The sequence below is a fragment of the Chitinophaga sp. HK235 genome (assembly GCF_018255755.1).
Taxonomy (GTDB): Bacteria; Bacteroidota; Bacteroidia; order Chitinophagales; family Chitinophagaceae; genus Chitinophaga.
The window spans coordinates 3,488,246-3,508,153 of record NZ_CP073766.1 but is presented as its reverse complement, the minus strand read 5'-3'; the positions used below and the strand labels follow the sequence as shown (position 1 = coordinate 3,508,153).

The 19,908-nt window shown below is 48.2% G+C and carries 14 protein-coding genes; 5 read left to right on the top strand and 9 right to left on the bottom strand.

The window, feature by feature from the left end; all coding sequences use genetic code 11:
• Position 1: 1 nt before the first annotated feature.
• Positions 2–2,020: a TonB-dependent receptor gene (locus KD145_RS12300; protein WP_212006175.1), complete on the top strand. Its 2,019-nt coding sequence runs from the start codon at positions 2–4 to the stop codon at positions 2,018–2,020.
• Here the strand turns inward: KD145_RS12300 and KD145_RS12295 are convergent, their stop codons facing one another.
• From KD145_RS12295 to KD145_RS12285, 3 genes are all read right to left on the bottom strand, one after another.
• Entirely contained in the window at positions 2,021–2,917 is an 897-nt protein-coding gene (locus KD145_RS12295) for a PorP/SprF family type IX secretion system membrane protein (protein ID WP_212006174.1), read from the bottom strand.
• Between the two features lie 8 nt (positions 2,918–2,925).
• Entirely contained in the window at positions 2,926–8,334 is a 5,409-nt protein-coding gene (locus tag KD145_RS12290) for an Ig-like domain-containing protein (RefSeq protein WP_212006173.1), read from the bottom strand.
• Between the two features lie 96 nt (positions 8,335–8,430).
• Positions 8,431–9,456 (bottom strand): AraC family transcriptional regulator, encoded by a 1,026-nt coding sequence (locus KD145_RS12285; protein ID WP_212006172.1) that lies wholly within the window; start codon positions 9,454–9,456, stop codon positions 8,431–8,433.
• Positions 9,457–9,565: 109 nt separating this feature from the next.
• Here KD145_RS12285 and KD145_RS12280 point away from each other — a divergent pair, with 109 nt between their 5' ends.
• The 4 genes from KD145_RS12280 to KD145_RS12265 are packed head-to-tail and all read left to right on the top strand — an operon-like array spanning position 9,566 to position 12,183.
• Positions 9,566–10,252 (top strand): NUDIX domain-containing protein, encoded by a 687-nt coding sequence (locus tag KD145_RS12280; protein WP_212006171.1) that lies wholly within the window; start codon positions 9,566–9,568, stop codon positions 10,250–10,252.
• Positions 10,249–10,887, top strand: coding sequence for a DUF4291 domain-containing protein (locus KD145_RS12275; RefSeq protein WP_212006170.1), 639 nt, complete (start codon positions 10,249–10,251; stop codon positions 10,885–10,887). The genes KD145_RS12280 and KD145_RS12275 overlap by 4 nt, the downstream gene beginning before the upstream one ends.
• A 13-nt stretch (positions 10,888–10,900) precedes the next feature.
• A complete protein-coding gene (locus KD145_RS12270; protein ID WP_212006169.1) occupies positions 10,901–11,446 on the top strand; it encodes a 2OG-Fe(II) oxygenase in 546 nt (181 codons plus the stop codon).
• Between the two features lie 8 nt (positions 11,447–11,454).
• Entirely contained in the window at positions 11,455–12,183 is a 729-nt protein-coding gene (locus KD145_RS12265; RefSeq protein WP_212006168.1) for a metallophosphoesterase, read from the top strand.
• A 35-nt stretch (positions 12,184–12,218) separates the two neighbouring features.
• Here KD145_RS12265 and KD145_RS12260 read toward each other — a convergent pair whose 3' ends face one another.
• From KD145_RS12260 to KD145_RS12235, 6 genes are all read right to left on the bottom strand, one after another.
• Positions 12,219–13,010 (bottom strand): hypothetical protein, encoded by a 792-nt coding sequence (locus KD145_RS12260; RefSeq protein ID WP_212006167.1) that lies wholly within the window; start codon positions 13,008–13,010, stop codon positions 12,219–12,221.
• A 177-nt stretch (positions 13,011–13,187) separates the two neighbouring features.
• Complete coding sequence (locus KD145_RS12255; protein WP_212006166.1) at positions 13,188–15,755, bottom strand: outer membrane beta-barrel family protein; 2,568 nt, start codon at positions 15,753–15,755, stop codon at positions 13,188–13,190.
• 97 nt (positions 15,756–15,852) lie between these two features.
• Positions 15,853–16,560 carry a LytTR family DNA-binding domain-containing protein gene (locus KD145_RS12250; RefSeq protein WP_212006165.1) on the bottom strand — a complete coding sequence of 236 codons (708 nt, stop codon included), beginning with the start codon at positions 16,558–16,560 and terminating at the stop codon, positions 15,853–15,855.
• 38 nt (positions 16,561–16,598) lie between these two features.
• Entirely contained in the window at positions 16,599–17,642 is a 1,044-nt protein-coding gene (locus KD145_RS12245) for a sensor histidine kinase (RefSeq protein ID WP_212006164.1), read from the bottom strand.
• A 121-nt stretch (positions 17,643–17,763) separates the two neighbouring features.
• Positions 17,764–19,077 (bottom strand): AarF/ABC1/UbiB kinase family protein, encoded by a 1,314-nt coding sequence (locus KD145_RS12240; protein ID WP_212006163.1) that lies wholly within the window; start codon positions 19,075–19,077, stop codon positions 17,764–17,766.
• A 5-nt stretch (positions 19,078–19,082) separates the two neighbouring features.
• The gene (locus tag KD145_RS12235) at positions 19,083–19,709 is read right to left on the bottom strand and encodes a TetR family transcriptional regulator C-terminal domain-containing protein (protein ID WP_212006162.1); all 627 of its coding nucleotides are present in this window, start codon (positions 19,707–19,709) and stop codon (positions 19,083–19,085) included.
• Positions 19,710–19,908: the final 199 nt, after the last annotated feature.

Genomic DNA, 19,908 nt, shown 5'->3' with positions numbered 1-19,908 from the left:
GATGAAAAAAGAATCAGTACTGATAGCACTGCTGTGTAGTGCGCAGCCGCTGCTGGCTCAACAGCCTGAAGATACTGCGCATACACAGCTGAAACAAATAGTAGTAAGCGCACCCCGCATAGAAACAGCGATGATGCGTATTGACCTGAAAAAAATACCGGTCAACACCGCTCAGGACCTCCTGAGAAAGGTGCCCGGATTGTTTATTGCCCAGCATGCTGGTGGTGGTAAAGCCGAACAGATATTCCTGCGCGGCTTCGACTGTGATCACGGTACCGATGTGAATATTTCAGCTGATGGTATCCCGGTGAATATTGTCTCTCATGCACACGGACAGGGTTATTCCGATCTGCACTTCCTGATACCGGAAACCATTGAAGGTATTGACTTCGGGAACGGCGCCTATTACGCTGATAAAGGTGATTTTAACACTGCCGGTTATGTTAACTTCTCCACCTTTGATCATCTGAATAACAGCATGATCAAACTGGAAGGAGGTGCTTTTAATACCATGCGTCTGGCCGGTATGTTTAACCTGATGGCGGATAAAAGTGCTGCCAAACGCAATGCTTATATCGCTACAGAATACAATTATACCAACGGGCCTTTTGATGTACAGCAACAGTTCAGTCGCTTTAACATATTTGGTAAATACAATCAATGGCTGAATGATAAAGACTACCTTTCCTTTCAGCTCTCCACCTTCACTTCGGGCTGGAACGCTTCGGGCCAGATTCCGGAAAGAGCCGTGGAACAGGGATTGATCAGCCGCTGGGGATCTATTGATCCTACAGAAGGTGGCAATACTTCCCGCACCAACGCTGCACTGACTTTTATCCATCACTCCAATGCACAGGAATACTGGAAGAGTTTCTTTTTTTATAGTCGTTATAAATTCAACCTCTATTCTGATTTTACTTTTTTCCTGAAAGATCCTGTTAATGGAGATGAGATACAGCAGAAGGATGACCGCAGCATCTATGGATTTGAACAACAGTATACCCGTGATTTCACAATGGGCAACAGCCGTTTAACCTGGCAGTCCGGTGTGGGGCTGCGACTGGATGATATATACGATCTGGAACTGAACCATGTATATCGCCGGGATTCCCTGCTGAACCGGGAAGCATGGGGCAGCGGACGCGAGACTAACCTGCATGCCTATACGGGATTGACCTGGCGTATCGGTAACTGGCGCATTAATCCGGCAGTAAGAGTAGATCAGTTGATTTTCAATTATCAGGATAAACTTAAACCGGCTTCCGGTGATCCTGGTGTGACGGCCACCAGGGTAAGCCCCAAACTGAATCTTGCCTATGCCTCCGGTGATGTTGCGCAATGGTATCTTAAAACCGGTATGGGTTTCCACTCCAATGATATGCGTGTAGTGATAGCACAGAAAGGGAAAGACATATTACCTTTTTCGGCTGGTGCGGATCTGGGTGTGGTGCTGAAACCTACGCCTAACCTGCTGATACAGCCCGCGCTCTGGTACCTGTATCTACAGCAGGAGTTTGTATATGTGGGAGATGATGCTGTAGTAGAACCTGCCGGAAAAACAAGAAGAATGGGGGTAGATGTGAGTGTGCGTTATCAGCCGTTAAAATGGCTGTATCTGGATGCGGACGTCAACTATGCGAATGCAAGGGAGATAGGTGCTCCCAAGGGAGAGAACTATATTCCGCTGGCGCCGGTGCTGACCAGCACCGGTGGGATAGGGGTCAACCTGCCGATGGGTTTTTCAGCCAATCTGCGTTACCGCTATATGAAGGACAGGCCAGCTAATGAGGACAACAGCCTTGTTGCCAAAGGCTATTTTGTGAACGACCTCCTGCTGGCCTATACACATCATCAGTTTCAGTTTACAGTACAGGCACAGAACGTGTTTAATACCAACTGGAACGAAGCACAGTTTGAAACAGAAACCAGGTTACAGCATGAATCCCAGTCTGTGACAGATCTGTGTTTTACACCAGGTACACCGTTTTATCTCAAAGCGGGTATCTCCGTGCGTTTTTGATTATTGAAAGAGATTGATTTTCAGATGCAGCTCCATCCCTCCGTTGCTATAGTTGCGGAATCCTCCGGTCTGTGTGTTGTACATAAACTGTAGTGTACCAAGGGATGGATAGCTGAATCCTGCGCCGGCGCTAAAGGAGCCGTTGCTATGATAGATGCCGGTGGCATCGAGCCAGTTGCGCAGAAAAACTACTTTAACCCCTGCGTCTATAATATCCTGCATACCCTGTACCCCACGCCAGGCCACTTTAGGAATGATGTAAGGAACAGCTTCACTTACTTCAAATCTGTAATCTGCTGCTGCATAAAACAACTGTGTGCCGGCCTCTTTGTCTTCTGCATGGAGGTGGCTGATCATGTCCGACAGGGCGGCCTGCAGGCCCAGGTGTTTATTGGTATAAGCCATACCGAAATCACTTTCGAAGTAGTTGTCACGCCTGTTGAAGGCGTTGGCGGCAGGATCGTTCATATCCCCATTGATATCTTTTATGTTGAGCCTTTTGTTGTAAAGCACACCAGAGATACCGAAGTGCAGCGTGTGTCCGTTGTCGTTAAGGGGCAGGTGATAGGCATAAGTGGCCGCGATGCGGGTGTTGGAAATCAGCCCGGCCACATCATTGTAGACCTGCAGACCTAGGCCTACGCGGCTACCCACAAAATAGTCTGCTGTTAGCAGTTTGGTTTGCGGGGCGCCTGGCATGTCTGTCCATTGTTTGCGGTAGGCGAGGTTGATGTGCAGGCCGCTGTCCACGCCGGCAAAGGCGGGGTTGGCGAGATAGGGATTCAGATAATATTGTGCGCCCAACGGTTCGGTAACAGCGTTGGAGTTGCCTGCTGTTTGTGCATAAGTGTATGCACAAAACAGCAGGCTGGCTATAGATAAAATACTTTTTTTCATGTGATCTTTTAACGAACGATAGTGATATAACCCTTGAATGTTTTGATGTTCTGGCCTACGGTGATGATGTAGTAGTAGGTGCCTTCACTGAGTGGCTGACCATTGACAGTGCCGTTCCAGGTATTGTTATAGTTGCGGGCCTGGAATACGAGCCTGCCGGCGCGGTCAAACACTTTCACTTCATTGTCAGGGTACATGTCCAGGTTTTTTACTACCCAGTTGTCATTGATGCCATCGCCATTAGGGGTGAGGACGTTGGTGCCTGTCACTTTAAAATCGTCCTCCAATGTAATGTCGATCTGTTTACGCACGCTGCATCCGGCGGAGCTGGTGATCACCACTTCGTAGCGGATGCTGGCAGCGGGTCTGGCTACCGGTGTAGCGCTGGATGGATTGTCCAGCCACTGGGCCGGTGTCCAGGCGTAACTGCTGCCACCGGACGCCTGCAGTTGTATGGAGGCACCTTTGCTGATAGTAGTACTACCGGTAGCGGCTACACGACCATCCGGCAGTGGGTTGACGGTTACCGGTATGGTATTGGACGTTTTTATGAATCCGTTGGTATAAGTAACGGTTGCGTTGTAGTTGCCGGAAGCAGTAGGTCTGAAGGTTTGTTTGTTGCTTCCGCTGACAGCTGCGCCATTCAGGAACCACTGGTATTGACCGGAAGTAGCGCCCTGTAATGTGAGTGTTTCGTTCTCACAGATGGTGGTGTTACCATTGGCGCTGATGGCTGCATCCGGCCATGCCAGCACTTTTATGGTAATGGTTACTGGTGTAGCGGCTATATAGTTAACATCACCGGACTGTGTGATGGTAATAGTGGCAGTACCGGGGATACCGGGTGTGGCCTGGTTGCCATTCATAGCAATAACAGCCGGATTGCTGGAAGTGAATTGTAAGGGCAATCCTGCGTCACTGCTGGCCTGGAGGGTGAAGGTGGCATCTCCCTCGTACTTGTCGGCTACTGCAGCTGTAGTGATGCGCTGGGTACCCTGAAGAACCGTCACCGTAAAGCTGGTGCTGATATTCTGTGAGTTGTCAGTGTTCGTGTCTGGTTGCAGGGTGCCATGCAGTACGTAGGTGCCCGGCGTGGAACGGTTGTAGGTAGAGGCATCCCATTGAACAGATATATTACCGCTGGTATTGTCAGTATAAACGGCTGGTACGGTGGCTGGTAAGCCGATGCTGCCAAATGGCGTAAGATAGGCTACCTGTACCGCAGCGGGTGTAGTAACGGAAACGACACTACGTTTATTAACGGTAATGTCGGTGCTGATGGTCATGTTTTGGCCGGTCACATCGGTGTTGTTATCCGCCGTCAGTACGCCGGTGATGGTATAGGTGCCGGCTACAGCAGGGTTATAGTTGCCAGCCAGCCAGTTTACATTCAGCGGTGTAGTGTTGGTGGTAGCCGGTGAATAAGTGGCCGTTATTTGTGATGGCAGGCCGACAGTGACGAAGTTGGTACCGTAAGGCACTGCTTTTGGAGGTACCGGTGTGATGGCGGCGATGGTACGTTTGCTAACGGTAACGGTTACACTGGTTGTCATTGGCTGGCCAGTGATATCTGTGTTGTTGTCTGCCGTCAGTGTGCCGGGAATGGTATAGGTGCCGGCTGTGAGCGGATCGTAGCTGCTGGTGTTCCAGGTAACGTTCAGCGGTGTTGTATTGCTGGTGGCCGGTGTATAAACCGCGACTATCTGTGATGGGAGGCCTATTGCTGCGGGAGCAGTACCATAAGGCACGGTGATGGCTGCTGCCGGTGTAATGTTGGTGATAGTACGTTTGCCAACGGTGACGGTTACACTGGTTGTCATCGGCTGGCCGGTGATATCCGTGTTGTTGTCTGCTATCAGAGTGCCTGGAATGTTGTAGGTGCCTGCTGTGAGCGGATCGTAGCTGTTGGTGTTCCAGGTAACGCTCAGCGGTGTTGTATTGCTGGTGGCAGGTGTATAGGCTGCAGTTATCTGCGATGGGAGGCCTATTGCTGCCGGAGCGGTACCATAAGGCACGGTGATAGCGGTTACCGGTGTAGTGCTGGTGATAGTACGTTTGCTAACGTTGACGGTTATACTGGTTGTCATCGGCTGGCCGGTGATATCCGTATTGTTGTCTGCTGTCAGTGTGCCTGGAATAGTATACGTACCCGCTGTGAGCGGATCGTAGCTGCTGGTGTTCCAGGTTACGCTCAGCGGTGTTGTGTTGCTGGTGGCAGGTGTATAGACTGCAGCTATCTGCGATGGGAGTCCTAATGCTGCAGGAGCAGTACCATAAGGCACGGTGATGGCCGTTGCTGGCGTAATGCTGGTGATAATACGTTTGCTAACGGTGACGGTTACACTGGTTGTCATCGGCTGGCCGGTGATATCCGTGTTGTTGTCTGCCGTCAGTGTGCCTGGAATGGTATACGTACCCACTGTGAGCGGATCGTAACTGCTGGTGTTCCAGGTAACGTTCAGTGGTGTTGTATTGCTGGTGGCCGGTGTATAGGTGGCTGCTATCTGCGATGGAAGGCCTGTTGCTGCGGGAGCAGTACCATAAGGCACGGTGATGGCCGTTGCCGGTGTGATCCCGGAGATAGTGCGTTTATTAACGGTCACGGTTACACTGGTGGTCATCGGCTGACCATTGGTATCGGTATTGCTGTCTGCAGTAAGTGTACCATTGATAGTATAGATGCCGGCTGTAAGCGGATCGTAACTACTCAGGTCCCAGCTGATGTTCAGTGCCGGGTTACCCGGGTTGCTGACTGCATAATCCGGCATAACAGTGGCAGGCAGGATGCTGGCCGGCGCGCTGCCATATGGAACAGAAACCGGATTGATGGCTGGTATGCTGCTGATGACACGTTTTTTCACCACCACCGTGATATTAATGGTTTGCAGACCGGCTGGCAGATCGGTGCTGGCATCCGGAACGATGGTGCCGGTGAGGGTGTAAGTGCCTGCTACAGCAGGATTATAACTACCTGGTTGCCAGGTTACGTCCACCGGGTTGGTATTGGTAGTAACCGGAGAATAGGTTGCTGGTAAAGTGGACGGCAGACCCAGCGCGGCAAAGTCAGTTCCCAGCTCAGTGATGACTGTTGCAGGAGGAGTAACGTTGACAGCTACACGTTTATTAACGTTGATGATGGCACTCACTTTCTGCCCGGCGCTTGTCCAGGTGGAATGCAGTACCGGAGCTGCCTGCAAGGTATAGGCGCCGGCGACAAGGGCATTGTAGGGGCTGTTGTCCCAGTTAAGTGACACAACGGTTTGGCCACCATCCTGCCAGTTAACGGTGGTAGTGACAGGCAATAATCCCGTAAGGGAAGTTCCGTAAGGTACAGTGAAGGTAGCCGGACTTAGCGGTGCCAGGCTGCTGACAGATCGATTGGCAAGGGTGACCGTGAAATTTTTGTTGGTAATATTTCCGGCTTTGTCGGTGGCTGTCAGTGTAAAGGTGTTGTCTCCCATATTGGAGATGTCCAATGTACGCGGGGTAAAAGAGATCGTCACCGGATCATTGATGGGAGGATCTGATACCAGGTAATTTAACATGCTCTGTGTGATGGTAACGTTGCCGTTTATATCAAGCCAGGTGGTGAGTGGCTGCACCGTCAGCTGGGGAGCTGTGTTGTCGATATAGACAGGCTGGCCTGCGGCGATATCAGCAGGGATGTTATAGACAGTGCTGTTCCCGGCCATGTCGGTCAATGTTACTCTTGCAGTCACTGGTCCATCCGGATCCGTATCGGCCACAGTGATCCATTGTTGGGACCGGGTAGGAGGCAGAAGTGTTACCGTGGCTGTTTTGCCTGCAATGGTTGCAGTGACGGTCTTGATATCCTCACTGGCAGTCAGGTTTAGTTGAATTTTGTCACCTGTTTTAGCGAGCGTGGGAACTGTATTGTTCGAGTAAAGATTAGCCGAGGTGATTGTGGGGGCTGTTTTATCAATAGCATATCCGGGAGAGCCCGCCGGGATATTGAAAAGGTTCACCGGGAGGCCGTTCTGGTTATCCAGTAGTAAAGGGAAGTTATCACTTTCCACTGTTTTAACCGTTACTGTCCATTGCTGGTTGTTGGTGCCGGTAACAGGGGTGACAGACAGGATAGTACCTCCGCCAGGTAAGCTGAAATTGGCAGCCGTTAACCCGGTCACACTTTGAGCAAAGGTGACCGTAAAATGTACCTGGTCGTAGTTATTCAGTAATGGATCAGTAGTGGTTACACCCAGTACACTAACAGTGCTGATGGCAGCCTGGTACTCGTAAGCACCGATGTCAACGGTGCCGCTGTTATAGATGCGGGGCTTACCGGCAATATCCGTTGTAAAAGCGGATAGGTCGGGATTACTACCTGCGCTGTAAGGTGTGTTGTTGCCGGTATTGATGGCAATGGAAGTGGGTTTCAGCGATAGATTTGAGGAACTGACAAAACCGGGGTCTTGTCCTACCGTATTATTAACCCCGGCCAATGGCAATGCCACATCAGATATATTATTGGAGGAACTGCCGGTGACGCCCATTATCACAAGGTCAGACGGATTACCAGCCAAAAGATTATTGCGGAAAATACAGTTGTGAATGTTAAGGTTTCCAATCATGGCCTGATATCCTGTTCCCGTATTGTTAGCAATGGTACAGTTGATCAGGAACGTGGTGCCATCTTTTGTATAAATGGTAGTTCCGCCAGCAGAGGTGTTATTTACAATAGCACTGCTGACAGCCAGGAAAGTTGGTGATGCTGATCCCTGGTCCAGTGCAATGCCGCCGCCCATGGGGGCCTTGTTGTTTTTAACCCAGGTATTGTTCAGTGTGATGTTGCCTCCTGTCAGGTAAATTCCACCACCCTTTTTTTCTGCTATGTTGTTAACAAGTACGACATTATTCAACCTGAGATTGGTGAAAAGGCTTAAGATCCCCCCGCCATAGGCTTCGGGCTGGCTCAGGGAAGGAGGTAACACGGCATTGCCGTTAGTAATCGTCAGACCATCCAGTGTAACAGTTCCGGCACTATTAGCTACTATCACATGTTGGGCATCGTCATCCGTCAGCCCGGGAGTATGCGCATAGTCTCCGTCCAGGACGGTGGGATAGAGGGCCGGATCGCGGACTTCCAGCGCAGAGCTGGATCCCGGCTTGTACCCGCCTTTGATGGTGACCCCTCTTTTTATCCAAAAGGAGGTGGAAGTAATGAGGCCATTGGTCGCTTCGATAAAAGGGTTGTAAGTACCGGCGAGCATTCTTATTTCATTGAATTGGCCCATATTCACAGCATCGATAGCCAGATCCAGGTCTGGAAAGGCATTTTCCCAGGAAGTACCGTTGCCGTATGGTCCGCCGGGCTTCACGTAGCAGACCTGGCTGTTGGCCCTGAAAGTGATTAATAACAGAAGGGTACTGAGGATAAACAGGTAGAATTTTTTCATGCAGTAATTTGTTCAGTCACAGGGATGAGATATTGTGTATCCGGAATAGACACAGGCGCGCAAAATTACTGCAGGTAGCTACTCTTCTATGTTCAATCAGTTGTCTTCTATGGTCATTTTTTTTCGTATATCCGCCGGCGTGATACCGTAATATTTTCTGAAGAGGCGGGTGAAATTGGCAGGATTGCGGATACCCAGGGATAAGGCCACTTCTTTGACAGGCATCCGGCGTTGCAGCTGTTCTACCGCGAAGTTCATCTGGCGGCGGTGAAAGTAATCGAATGGACTGTAACCGGTATGTTGCTGGAACTGCCGGCGCATAGTAGTGACGCTCATATTGCCGATGCCTGCCAGGGTAGGGAGGCCAGGGAAGCCTTCCTGGAAATGTTCGTCCAGATAAGCGACTATCAGATTGATACCCTGCTCATGGTGTGCCGGATATTTGGCCGGCAACGCAGATGGTGTAAGGAGCGTCTTGAAACTGTTGCTGATCAGGGTGTAGGAGTGTTTTTTTAATTCCAGCTGGAACAGTGGGGAGCGGAGACTAGCATCCATCAAGGCATCCAGCTCTTCCAGCAGCCTGACTTGGAAAGGTCCTGTGTTGAAAGCTATTTTCTCCGTTTGTTTCTCCAGGATCTGTAACAACGGACTATCTGCTGCCAGCTCCGAAGGGTCCAGCTTTTCCTGTAACCACGCTGCGGTAAAGGCAAAAAAACGCGTGCGCACCACCGTCCCGGCCGACAGCTGGCTTTCATAGCCATACAGGTTGTTATAAAAACTGCACACGTTCTGCCCGCTGATATAATGTTCTGTATAGACTCCCAGGTGTTTGCGTACCACCTCACCCTGATACAGCGTATAGGCCAGATAAAAATAGTCTAAGCTGGTACTTGGCTCCAGGTGGTAGATTGTATCTGTTTTGGCTTTGATATAAACGTTTACCAGCATACAGCCCGGTTCCAGCCGTTCATATTGAATACGTTCATAACGTTCAGGGGTATCTGTAATACGTGGCAGCAGCCGGGTAGAGGGGAGCGCGAAACCTGCGCTGACAGATGCTGGAGCAGCCTGTTGCTCTGCAAGATGATGTAGGTTGCCGACTTTCCAATAGTGCTTGGACATTTGTGGTATAGTGTAACGTTGAGGTATAGGTCCCGCAAATATAAGCATCCGTTTTTTAGGCCATCTCAAAAAAAAATTGTTACTTCACGTTAAAATGACGCAAACGGGCATGAAACAATTTCACGAATACAAAAATCCATCGCTGGCAGTAGATCTGGTCATATTCGGCTATCATGACAACACCTTGTCTGTGCTCCTGCTCAATAGAAAAGAAGAGCCCTTCAAAGACTGCTGGACATTACCTGGCGGCTTTCTGCAAATGGATGAAACGTTTCGTGATACCTGTTCCCGCATTCTTAAAACCAAAACAGGGATAGATGATGTATTCCTCGAACAGCTCTATTCCTTCGACGACCCTGCCCGTGATCCGCGTGGCCGCGTAATCGCCGTGGGATATTACGCGCTCATCAATCCTGCCCGTTTCAATATCATCGTGGGTAGTATGGCCAATGATGTGAAATGGTTCAACGTCCTGAAAATGCCGAAGCTGGGATTCGATCACCAGGAGATCTTCCAGATAGCGCTGCAGCGCCTTCGTTCCAAGATTCTGTATTACCCGGTAGGCTTCGAATTACTGGATGAACTGTTTACCATTACCGAGCTGCATGAACTGTATGAATGTATTCTGCAAACCACACTCGACAGACGCAATTTCAGGCGTAAAATCCTGGACGCCAACTATGTGATCAACACCGGCACCAAAAGGGAAGGGCTGCAAAACCGTCATCCTGACTTATATAAATTCAATAAAAAACTGAAAAAGAACAGTTTTCAGATCAATGTTAACGCCTCATGAAACTAAAAACCGTTTCCTGGAAAAAGTTGCAGGAAACACTACCCAAATCCGGCAAACATATTATTGCCCAGCAAACAGATGATTCCCTGGTGGTATACCAGGCCTTCCGACCCGCCATTGCCAACTACGCCGTTGCCCATCAGGCTTTTGGTGGCAACGCCTACAACTTCGACCGCATGTCATGGATCAAACCTAATTTCCTGTGGATGATGTACCGCTGTGGCTGGGCAGAAAAAGAAGGGCAGGAAAGAGTACTGGCTATCCATCTCCCCAAAACATTCTTCGAAGAAATATTATCACAGGCTGCATTATCCACCTATAAACACTGGATCTATCCCGACAAAGCCATCTGGGAGGAAACACTGCGCACCAAACCAGTACGGCTGCAATGGGACCCGGATCATGATCCTGCCGGTAACAAAATGGAAAGAAGGGCCATTCAGCTGGGCCTTAAAGGCGATATCCTGAAAGAGTTCGGTAAACGGCAGGTGCTGGCCATCGAAGACATCACGGATTTTGTGAAGGAACAGCGTGCAGTGCTCCGTAGTGGCCGGCCTGAAGACCTGCTGGTGCCGGAAGAAAGCCTTTATGTGCTGCAAAATACCAGCTTGAAAAACAGTATTGATCTTCATTAAAAACCAGGTTATCATGGAAAAACATAACTATACCCCGCAGATTTTTACGATCAGCAATTTTCTCTCAGTTGCGGAATGCGAAGAACTTATCACCCGCAGTGAGGCCATGGGTTATGAAGAAGCCACGGTGGACGTGGGCAACGGCGTACAACGGATGATCAAAGGTGTCCGGAATAATGAAAGGGTCTTGTATAAAGATCCGGCTTATGCTACCTTTATGTGGGAAAGGCTGAAAACCTTCGCGCCGGAAGGTACAGACAACCGCTCTGCCTGTGGGTTGAACGAGCTGTTCAGGTTTTACAAGTACAGCCCGGGACAACGCTTTAAAATGCATAAGGACGGTAGTTTTGAACGCAACCGGTTTGAAGCCAGCCAGTATACTTTCATGATTTATCTGAATGAAGGTTACACCGGTGGCAGCACTGTATTTAAATCAGGAGAAGAAATTCTCCCGCAAACGGGCATGGCGCTCGTATTTTATCATCCGTTGCTGCACGAAGGCACCTTGCTGACGGAAGGTACCAAATATGTGCTCCGAACGGATATCATGTATAAATAAAAGAAATCATGCCTGCCACATATGTTATTGGCGATATTCACGGTGCGTTGAAAGCGCTGCAGCAACTAATAGCGCGGATCGCACCGGAAAAGGACGACCGGTTTATTTTTTTAGGGGATTATGTTGATGGCTGGTCTGAATCAGCAGAGCTGATCCATTATCTGATGGAGCTGTCTACGCAGTATACCTGTATTTTTATCAAAGGCAACCACGATGCCTGGTGCGAGATGTGGCTGGCCGGCGAACAGCCTGTTGCCAGCTGGCTACAGCACGGAGGCAGAGCTACTGTGTCCAGTTATCTTAAACTGTCTGATCATGACAGGATTCACCATCTTACTTTTTTTAACAGGATGCTGAATTATTATGAAGAAGATGACCGACTGTTTATACATGCCGGATATGCTTCCATGCATGGCCCGGCATATGAACGTTTTGAAGCTATGTGTTATTGGGACCGCACGCTGTGGGAACTGGCACTGGCAATGGACCAACGCCTGAAAAAAGATTCACGTTGTTATCCCAAACGTTTACTGCTATACGAAGAAATTTACATCGGTCATACACCCACGCTGAATTATGACGAAGAACTGCCGATGGTGAGGGTAAATGTGCATAACATCGATACCGGTGCTGCTTTCACCGGTAAACTCTCTGCCATGAATATTGATACAAAGGAAGTATGGCAGAGTGATCCCGCCTACTTGCTGTATCCTAACGAAAAAGGCCGGAATCCCTGATCCCGGCCCGTTCTTTAACCAAATATTCCTGAACTTTAATATTCTGAGATAGGGTATGTGTTGCACTGACCATTACCATAGTTGGTGTAACTGATACTCCCTGCCGGTGTTTTGTTCAATGTAACTCCCTGTACCGGCAGATACCTGGTCTGGTCCACACAGGACCATTTAATGGTCAGTGGTTTTTCAAGACCAGCCTGCAATAGCCCGAGGTTTTTGATAAACAGATGATAGTAACAGTGCGGTATCTCAAAAATATCATCCTGTTCATCAGCTGTATTTTCTCCCTGTTTCCAGGCTATACTACGATAAGCATCGAATCTGATAGCGTCACCATTGTCTCTTTTTAATTGTCCATTGGTGACAACCAGCTCCCGGAAAGGATCTCCCGGCGTATAACTGAAGCTGTAGTTGCCCAGCACCTCCTGCCCGTTTACCCTGTAATTGTTGAGTTGGATCATGAGTTCTCCGGTGGCTTCCTTGTAGAAAAGAATTATCTGACCCTGTCGTGTATTCTGGTCGCTGCACCGGTTAGCGGGGTTAAACGTGAGCGTAATCTTTTTGCCGTCATCTGTTATTACATCTGAAGTGTTTACTTCCGCGCAATCGAGGAAACTGCTACCATTGGGATATCCCCGGAGATTACGGGTAATTTTCCTGCCGATAAAATCAATTTCATTGACAGCTCTTTCTACGGCCACTACGGCTTTCCCATAGTCGTCAAGTTTACTATTTACAGGATCATTATTATCAGGTGGAGATACCTCTTTTTTTCTGCAGGAAAAAAGGAGACATAATATTAACAGGGGCATCACTATCCTTTGCATATGATTGGTATTATGACCGCAAAAGTAGTGGGGGAGCAGGGGCCGGAGATCGGTAGAAATATGGGAAGAAAAAAATAGGGGTAACTACGTAATTTTTCTATTTTTTATTTTTTCATTTTGGGAGAAGGAACATTAATCATCCTTCTCCCAAAATGGAAAAATAAAAAAATAGAAAAATTATTGTACAACCTCTGACATGCCTTGCATACCGCCAGCCATGTTCTTACGTTTGAACAGGGTGGCATCTATTTTACCAAAGCGGTAAGCAAAGTTGAGGCGGATCATCTGCGGATCACGGAGACGGTTGTAGTATTGTGTGAAATAAGCACTGTTAGAGTACTGATCTGTTTTACGGCTTCTGAAGATATCGCTGAAGCTCAGCGTTACAGAGGCAGCATTGTTTTTCAGGAAACTCTTTTTGATGGCTGCATCCACTGCGTAGAAAGAAGCGATGTAACCCTGGGAAGCGTTCTGTGACTGCTGCATCGGCGGTCCGTCCTGTCTGCCTTTGTTATCGTTGACTGGCAGGTTGGTTTTAGACTGATAAAGACCGGAAAGCTGTATTTCGAAGTTGAGCGGCAGCTTAAAGGTGTTGTTCAGTTTACCAAACCAGCTCCACATGGCATCCTGCGAAGGTTGGCCTACATTGTCTGTATTGATCTTCGAGTTATAGATGTTCACGTTGGTAGACATATTCCACCATTTGGTGAGGGTGTTCATGGCGGTGAGTTCCGCACCCATGGAGTAGCTGGAGTTGGCGTTGATATAAGTGTTTACCAGCATTTCGCTACCACTGGCCGGATCGGTTTCCTTGGTGAGGAAACGGGTGATCAGGTTGTTGGTATGTTTGTAGTACACAGATCCCATGAAGGTGTTGTTGCCTTTGAATGTTTTCAGGTAAGACAGTTCCACAGACTGGGTGAATTCCGGTACCAGGCCGGGATTACCTTTGGTGATGTTCAGTTTGTCAGTTGAATCGGTGAACGGAATCAGCTGGAAGAAATTAGGACGGTTGATTCTGCGGGTATAGCTTACCTGCAGTTCCTGTGCATTTTTCAGTTTCTGGCTGAGGAAGATGGACGGGAACAGGCTCACCGGATAACTGTTTTTGAAGTATTGTTTTACGTTGATCAGTTCACCGCTGTAGTCGGAACTTTCAGCGCGCAGCCCTACTTTATAACCAAAGTCTTTAATGCTGTGGGAGATACTGGCATAGGCCGCATACACGTTGTCCGTGTTTTTGAAATTGTTGGATGCGGCAGGAATCAGTTTGTAACCGCCCTGTAGGAACATGTAGTTATCGAAATTGGTTTCAGTACGGCGGCTGGACATACGGAGACCGGTTTCCAGTTTCAGTTTGGGTGTGAACGGTTTTACGTAGTCTGTCTGCACCGTGATGAAAGAGATTTTACCGTTACCCAGTATCTGTTGTTTACTGGTGTGGTCTATCGCGCTGTTCTGGCCGTTGCTATAGAAGTCTGTGTAATAATCCGCGTTGTTCTTGCTTTTTCCACCGAAGTAGTTCGCATCTACGGTGAGTTCTTCTCCTTCTTTAGGGAACAGGTGTTTCATACCGAGTACCAGACCATTCGCATCGAATTGCATGTGGCTGGCGGAGTTACGCTGGCTGAACATGCTGGTTTTGTTAGTGCCTCTGATGGTATCGGTATTGATATCGATCACTTCAGAAGGGTTGAATTCACCGTGTACTTTGATGCCGGAGACGGACAAAGTGGTACGGTTGGTAGCAAACCAGTCAACACCTACTTTACCGAAAGCAAAGCCGCCATTGGTTTTGTTGCTGTTGGACTGAAGAATACGTGTCACGGGATTATCGCCGAAGTTGTCACGGTCGGTGGTACCGTTGGTGCGGCTTTTCATCTGGTTGCCCATAGCGCTGGCAGAGAAGTTGATTTTACCCTGACGCAGGTTGAAGTCAGCGCCGCCATTGAGTGCACCGCGTTTGTCTACACCAGCGCGAAGGTTGCCGTTGTAGCCTGTTTTGCGGTTTTTCTTCAGGACGATGTTGAGGATGCCCGCGTTACCGCCGGAAGCGTCGTATTTGGCGGAAGGGTTGGTGATTACTTCCACGCTTTCAATCGCATCGGCAGGGATCTGTTCGAGGGTGAGGGTAGTGGGGCGGCCGTCTATAAACAGCTGGGGATTGCCGTTGCGTACGGATACGTTACCATCGATGTCTACGTTCACGGAAGGAACGTTTTTCACGACGTCGAGGGCAGTACCGCCTGCGCTGACAATATTTTTTTCCACGTTGAACACCTTTTTATCGATATCCATCTGCATGAGGGGTTTGGAACCGGTAACGGTTACGCCCTGCAGCTCGGTGGTGCTGGTAGCCATTTTGATATTGCCGAGATCTTTGTCTATCGGAGGGAATACTACGGCCTGGGTGTATGTTTTATAACCGGTGCCGGAAGCCTGCAATTTGAGCGGGCCTCTGAGGGGTAGTTCATCGAGGCTGAACTCACCGTTGGTTTTGGTGAGCACACCTTTTACCAGTACGTCCTTCATTTTTTTGGTGGCGGTGTCCATACGGCCCTGCAGGATGATGACGGAGGCATAACCGATTGGTTTACCTTCGGAATCGATCAATTTCCCATATACATGTCCGATATTGCCTGGTCCTTTGCCGGCCATGCCGCCCGGTCCTTTGGCGCCCGGAGCCTGCGCACTGGCCTGCATTGCGAGCAGGAAGAGCATGATAAACGAGTAGATTTTTCGCATTGTGAATAGTTCTTGAAGATGCAAAAATAGATTTGCCAAATCGATTTTTTTGGTAAATGAGATGAGTGGTTGAAATTTTGATACAAAACGGGCTTTATCAGGGTTGACTTTTTCCGGCGATGGCATAGAGTGCGTCGCGGTAGGTATCACCTACTGGCAGCTCCGTTTCCTCGAGGAACACGCTGTTTTTGCGTATGGCCGTGATAGCGGCCACGGACACGATATACGACTTATGTACCCGGATAAATTTCGTAGGCGGCAGCTGTTCTTCCAGCCCTTTGATGCTCATACGGGTCACCACCGGTTTGTTAGAACTTTTCAGGTGGATTTTGACATAATCCTTCAGCCCTTCTATCCAGATGATATCGGAGAAGACAATTTTAAAAAGACTATAGTCCACATTCACAAAGAAAAAGTCGCTTTGTTCCCTGCCGGTTTTGCCGGCGGCTTTGAGCTGAAACAATTCATGGGCTTTGTTACAGGCTTTGATAAAACGTTCCAGGGACACAGGTTTTACCAGGTAGTCGGTCACATCGAGATTAAATCCCTCCAGTGCATATTTTTCGTAGGCAGTAATCAGGATCACCAGGGGTTTGCTGGACATGGACTGTAAAAACTGCAGTCCGGTAAGGCCAGGCATCTGAATATCCAGGAAAATGAGGTCTGCCTGCTGGGTACGCAGCACTTCCATGGCCTCAAAAGCATTGTTACATTTAGCTATCAGTTGTAGATATGGCACCATGCTGATGTTGTCTTCCAGTAGATCCAACGCCAGTGGTTCATCATCAATGGCAATACATCTCATCGATATCTCTTGATTTTAACATTCTCAGATCTTGGCATTTAATGTAGGTTCAGCTGCAATGTTACGTAAAACCAGTCATCTTTTGAATTTATCTGCAGCACATAATCATCGCCGTAAAGCAGATTGAGCCGGCGTTTAACGTTGGCAAGCCCTATCCCGCTGGTTTTGTCTTTCACTTCTTCCGAAAGATGATTGTATTTGTTTCTCACCGCAAAAAAAAGTTTATCGGCAGTGGTAAACAGGTTGATATCGATCTGTGCATGCATAATGAAACCAGTACCATGTTTAAAGGCGTTTTCCACAAATGGAATCAGTAGCATAGGCTCTATCTCATAGTGGTTGTTCGGCACATTCATTTCTACATTGATTTCCACATTTTGACCAAAGCGCTGACGCTGGAGGTCGATATAACTCTGCAGATACTCTACTTCCCGCTGTAGCGGCATTTTTTCCTCGTCGGCTTCATACAACATGTAACGCATGAGGGAAGACAACTTGATCAGCGAAGGTTCCAGCAGATCTGATTTTTTCCGGGCCAGCGACACCATGTTGTTGAGTACATTAAACATAAAATGGGGGCTTACCTGAGAGCGTAGCAGTGATAGCTCCGTTTTCAGGTTTTCATTTTCCCGGGCACTGACTTTGCGTTCCAGCATAATCCGCTCCCGTATCATCTGATAAGCCGTGCTGGCAGAGAGTATAAACAGAAAAGTGAAGAAGCTGAAGAGGATGGTGGGCTTCGGGTCTACCGTTGTACGCTGGAGATAAAACCGCTCAAAGGTATAACGGCTGACAAAATAAAACGTCAGCATCAGCATCAGCGCACCCACATATTCCACTATCCGTTTTTTCTGTACCAGGGAGGGTATCAACAGAAAAGCATTGATATAAAAGAATACCACCTGTATCAGGTAATATCCCATCAGAAAATAAAACCAGGCTTCACGCTCTGCCTGTTCACTGGGAGAAACCGGCTTTTCATAAGTAGGCTTCAGCAGGAAAGGAAGGGAAAACAACAATGTCCACACCAGTGCATGTGTGGCTACAATTGCCCATTTGCGGTTATACCATTCGTTTGCCATGCCGCAATTTAGGCATTAATGGTCATCCCCGGGATTTGTTGCGACCAACAGGCGTATTTGCACGATGATCACGCAAAGCGTTCTTTGCGTGATCATCGTGCAAAACGTTCTTTGCGTGATCTTAATGTTTTTGTGAAAAATAGCTGGCTCCTGTAGTGATATTGGCTTTCAGCTCACTCAGAATGGAATAGAGCCCAAAATAAGTGCGGTTGATGTACAGGCTGTGCCTGGAACCTCTGGCCACCTTGGATTCCCTGATTTCCTTCATATTGTAGAGCTCATCCATGTACGCATAGATTTCATTGAAATAGTTTTCGTTGCCGAAATCAAAGTTATCTACGGTAAAAGGCAGGGTGAGCAGATCGATCATATGCTGGAAAAGGCCGCTGAAGAAGGTTATTTCTTTGGGCGTATCGCTGGGATGGATCATCTCCAGGTTGGTATATATTTCATGCCGGCGTTTTTCATCTTTCAAAACTTCCTTGTCGGTAAGCAGGAAGTAGTTGTAATAGAAATCTTCCGGTATTTCTTTCACACAACCGAAGTCGAAGATACCTACGGTACCATCGGCCCGCATCAGGAAATTGCCGGGATGAGGATCTGCATGTACCTGTTTCAGCTGGTGTACCTGGTACTGATAAAAGTCCCACAGTGCCTGGCCTATTTTATTACGGGCCTCCTGGGAAGGGTTACCCTGCAGGAATTCCTTGAGATGCTGGCCGTCGAGCCAGTCCATGGTGATGATTCTGTCGGATGACAGTTCCGGATAATATTGCGGAAACTGCAGATGAGGAATATGGGCACACTGATGTGAAAGGGCCATGGAACGGGATAACTCCAGTTTGTAATCCGTTTCTTCCAGTAGTTTGCTTTCTATCTCCTCAAAATATTTATCCATATCTACTTCGTTCATGCCTACAATGCGGATGGCGAAGGGTTTTACGAGACGGAGATCTGATTTGACGCTGTTGGCCACGCCGGGGTACTGTATTTTCACAGCCAGCTGTTTCCCGTCTTTCCAGGCTTTGTGTACCTGTCCGATGGAAGCTGCGTTGGAGGCGTGCATGTCAAATTTATCATACAGCTGGGAGGGAGATTTACCCAGTGTTTTAACAAAGGTGTTGACTACCAGCGGCCCGGACAGTGGCGGGGCGCTGTATTGTGACATAGCAAATTTTTCGGTGTAGGCTTTGGGTAGCATGCCTTTATCCATACTGAGCATCTGCGCCACTTTGAGGGCGCTGCCTTTGAGGCTGCTCAGGGTATCGTAAATATCGGCGGCGTTATCCTGGTGCAATGCCTCCTTGCTGACAGAGGGATCTATCAGTTTACGGGTATAATGTTTAATATAATTGGTGCCTACTTTAAGACCAGTGCTTACAAATTTTCCAGCCCTTTCCACTTTCGTGGTGGGGATATTGGATTGTTCTTTCATAAAACCTATTTCCGCGTAAAGATGAATTTCCCGAAGTCCAGCAAAGAATCCAGTGTGTTGGATTTGATCAGCTGGAAGCTCAGGTTGACTGCTTTTTCGATAGCAGCGTCCGTCATTTCGAAATTGGCGCTGGAATCATTGAGCCAGTATTTCAATACGAACAGAGCCTGTACCCAGAAGCCATGTACATATTGGTCGGAAATATATTTCCGTTCCTTGATTTCGTTGGAAGTATAACCTTCTTTAACGAGTTCTCTTATATAGGAATAAAAGGCCTGTTTAAAGGTCTCCAGTTTATTGCGATAGAGGTCGGGCAGTCTGAATTTTTCTCTTTGCAGAAGGAAGTAGCTGCGGTCGTCCTTTAATTTCTGTACCCAGAGGAAGTAGAAGGCCAGCAGTTTTTCTTGTGAGGAATATTGCTGGTATATTTCATCCTGGACCAACTGATCAAGTGTTGCCTGGAAAACAGACAACCAGACATCTTTTTCAATGGCTTCCAGAGAGCTATAGTCTTCATAGAAAGCGGATTCGCTAATATCGAGCTGTTTACACAGGCTAAATACAGAAACAGGGGCTTTACCGTTCTCCAGCCAGTAAAGTTTATAAGCGTTGCGGATAAGTTGTTTGTCCATGTGCAAGGATTTACTATGTTGTAATACCCCGCCCGGAAAGGCCCGGAGGTTATCATGTGCGGGGAAAACCACTATCACAAATTTACGCTTTAGCCGGTTATCAACGTTGATTTTAACACCACCTTTGCATTTAAATTTTGCGCTTTTTATTATTTTTTTAGGGAGATGTGAATGCAATTGACTGATTTATAATGCAGAT

Excerpts from the sequence above, each read along its gene's own strand:
- KD145_RS12255 (WP_212006166.1), bottom strand. The coding sequence starts at position 15,755 with ATGCGAAAAATCTACTCGTTTATCATGCTCTTCCTGCTCGCAATGCAG.
- KD145_RS12235 (WP_212006162.1), bottom strand. The coding sequence starts at position 19,709 with ATGGACAAACAACTTATCCGCAACGCTTATAAACTTTACTGGCTGGAG.
- KD145_RS12265 (WP_212006168.1), top strand. The coding sequence starts at position 11,455 with ATGCCTGCCACATATGTTATTGGCGATATTCACGGTGCGTTGAAAGCG.
- KD145_RS12300 (WP_212006175.1), top strand. The coding sequence starts at position 2 with ATGAAAAAAGAATCAGTACTGATAGCACTGCTGTGTAGTGCGCAGCCG.
- KD145_RS12240 (WP_212006163.1), bottom strand. The coding sequence starts at position 19,077 with ATGAAAGAACAATCCAATATCCCCACCACGAAAGTGGAAAGGGCTGGA.
- KD145_RS12295 (WP_212006174.1), bottom strand. The coding sequence starts at position 2,917 with ATGAAAAAAAGTATTTTATCTATAGCCAGCCTGCTGTTTTGTGCATAC.
- KD145_RS12290 (WP_212006173.1), bottom strand. The coding sequence starts at position 8,334 with ATGAAAAAATTCTACCTGTTTATCCTCAGTACCCTTCTGTTATTAATC.
- KD145_RS12280 (WP_212006171.1), top strand. The coding sequence starts at position 9,566 with ATGAAACAATTTCACGAATACAAAAATCCATCGCTGGCAGTAGATCTG.
- KD145_RS12260 (WP_212006167.1), bottom strand. The coding sequence starts at position 13,010 with ATGCAAAGGATAGTGATGCCCCTGTTAATATTATGTCTCCTTTTTTCC.
- KD145_RS12250 (WP_212006165.1), bottom strand. The coding sequence starts at position 16,560 with ATGAGATGTATTGCCATTGATGATGAACCACTGGCGTTGGATCTACTG.
- KD145_RS12270 (WP_212006169.1), top strand. The coding sequence starts at position 10,901 with ATGGAAAAACATAACTATACCCCGCAGATTTTTACGATCAGCAATTTT.
- KD145_RS12275 (WP_212006170.1), top strand. The coding sequence starts at position 10,249 with ATGAAACTAAAAACCGTTTCCTGGAAAAAGTTGCAGGAAACACTACCC.
- KD145_RS12285 (WP_212006172.1), bottom strand. The coding sequence starts at position 9,456 with ATGTCCAAGCACTATTGGAAAGTCGGCAACCTACATCATCTTGCAGAG.
- KD145_RS12245 (WP_212006164.1), bottom strand. The coding sequence starts at position 17,642 with ATGGCAAACGAATGGTATAACCGCAAATGGGCAATTGTAGCCACACAT.